Origin of the sequence: Halonatronum saccharophilum DSM 13868, from assembly GCF_000517025.1 — a bacterium.
Lineage (GTDB): Bacteria > Bacillota > Halanaerobiia > Halobacteroidales > Halobacteroidaceae > Halonatronum > Halonatronum saccharophilum.
Genome location: NZ_KI912097.1, coordinates 573,596 through 575,933 on the forward strand (window position 1 = coordinate 573,596; position 2,338 = coordinate 575,933).

General features: G+C 30.0%; 1 protein-coding gene and 2 pseudogenes. 1 reads left to right on the plus strand and 2 read right to left on the minus strand.

Features of this window, described 5'->3' with window-relative positions:
* Positions 1-385 (plus strand): annotated as a pseudogene (locus tag HALSAC_RS0114035) (hypothetical protein); the annotation flags it as partial.
* Between the two features lie 373 nt (positions 386-758).
* Here HALSAC_RS0114035 and HALSAC_RS0114040 read toward each other — a convergent pair.
* A complete protein-coding gene (locus HALSAC_RS0114040) occupies positions 759-1,901 on the minus strand; it encodes a YibE/F family protein (protein WP_027340798.1) in 1,143 nt (380 codons plus the stop codon).
* Positions 1,902-2,183: 282 nt separating this feature from the next.
* Positions 2,184-2,338 (minus strand): annotated as a pseudogene (locus HALSAC_RS17890) (IS30 family transposase); the annotation flags it as partial.

Genomic DNA, 2,338 nt, shown 5'->3' on the forward strand with positions numbered 1-2,338 from the left:
AGTAACTTCAGATATGGAATTTTTAGTAGTTACAAATAATTATAGAGCTTCTGGTGGTGGAGACCACTTAGTTGATGCTAATGTTGTTTATACAGGAACTGAAGTGAATAGAGAAGTAGTTATTGATTATATTAGAGAATCTGGTGGAGCTGATCCACAATTGACATATAATTGGTCAATCTTACCTGTAGAGACTGAAGGAAGAGTGGTATTTAGATCTTCTCCAGATGGAGCAGACAATATGACTGATTTCGAATCAGCTCGTATTAATCATATAGGTTCAGAGGATGACTGGGGCCTTTATGAATATGACCTAAGCTATGAAGAAAGTTCTTCTGGTTTATTTAATAGAATTAGATCTTTCTTTAGTAATTTATTTAATTAAATATCTTTAAGAGGTTTTTATTTAGACTCTTTAAAGAATTGCTATTGAAAATTAAATACTACAATAAGATAAGCAGTCGATTTTTCGGCTGTTTATCCTTTAATTGTTGTTATTTAATCTTTTAATATACAACTTATTTAATATTAATGGATTAACTATAAATTTAATTATCAAATTTGATAAATCTCAATTTTTTTATATTAAGAGTATTATTTATCCATGTGTTAAGATTTTAATACATAGTACCATATGATTTCAACTAGCATAACTATAGATTGTTAAAAAAGAATATACTAATAAAAAGTGTTAAGCTATCTCATAATGAAGGAACAAGCAAAAAGGGCAACTAATTAGTTGCCCTTTTTGCTTGTTTTCAGTTAATATTTTTACTTTCATTAATATTATCTTCTGTTTTAAAGTTAATATCGCGATAAAGAAGACCAGAAACCACAGCTGTAATTGGTATAGCATATATAAGACCAATACTTCCAGCAAGAACTCTAACAATCTCTGTGGACATAGAGTCCATATTTATGATTCTAGCAAAGGAGATATCATAAGCAGTAATAACTAAAAGAAGTGACATAGAAGTTCCTGTATAAGCTAGGATCAGAGTGTTTGACATAGTTCCCATAATATCCCGTCCTACATTCATTCCTGCTTTGATTAATCTCTTAGTACTGATAGATGGGTTGGCCCTTTTGATCTCATCTATTGCTGAGGCTATAGACATACCAACATCAAGAACTGCTCCTAATGAACCTATAATCATTCCTGCAAATAGAAGACCTTGAAAGTCGAAGTTGGTTCTTTGTGGGATATACATTAACATCTGTGATTCATCTCCACTTAGTCCTGTAAGCCTAACTAGGGAAGTCATTACCCCAGCAAGTATTCCAGCAACTAAAACACCTCCGATTGTACCTATGGTAGCAGCTAAGGTCTTTCTAGTAAAACCACTTATAATAATTAAAGATATTGTTACAGTTATCGAAGCTACAATAATTGTAGTAGGAATAGGAGGATAACCCTGTAGTATAAGTGGTAAAAGAATCTTTAAAATAAGAAAAGCAGTAATTCCTAAAGTTATTATTGTTTTTAGCCCTTTAATACCACCAACTAAAAGTAGTGATAAGATAAAGAATATAGCCAAATAACCAAGGTAATGATCTCGAATAACCTCGCGAATAAGAACCCTTGTAACCGAATTGTTTTGAGATTCGAGCCAAATTAAGACTCTATCTCCTTTATGATAGTAGAAATCCCTGGCAGGATTTCCAGACAAAGCATGGTTAGTGTTGAAAATTTCTCCTTTAAACTTTCCTTGATCTATTCTAACTTTGATCTCTTGCACACCACTTTCATAAGTTTTACGATTCTCTTCAATAGAAGAATCATTATTTACTTCAATTATTCGTCCTCTGACAGTTTCAGAGTAATTTTGAACCTGTCCATTGGCTGGTAATGATAGAAGTGAAAATATAAGAATTAAAGATAATATGACAGCTTTTTTCAATGTTTTTAGCACCTCCTGATTTTAACGGGTCATATAGTATTATTTTATCACTTTTTTAGATATTTGTCCAAGGATGAAAGAAGATTGATTGTCTATTTTATATACTTGATTTCATTGTTTCTATTATAATTATTGTAGAATAAAATTTTACTATAAAAAGATAGATCAGCTAATAAGATTGTTATATATCGACTAAAGATTATTGTTAGATATTAGATATTAATTCAAATATCTAATGAAAATTGCAATATAAAATGCACAGCCTTTATGGAAAAAAACACCTCATATGATGTGTTTATTTATGCTACATTTTAAACCTATTTCAAATATATTATTAGAACTTTTAAAACCAAACATCTTCCTAGGATAATTATTAATCCATTTTTCAATTCTTTTAATTTGATTTCTACTAAGATTCTTAAAGCTACTTCCTTTTG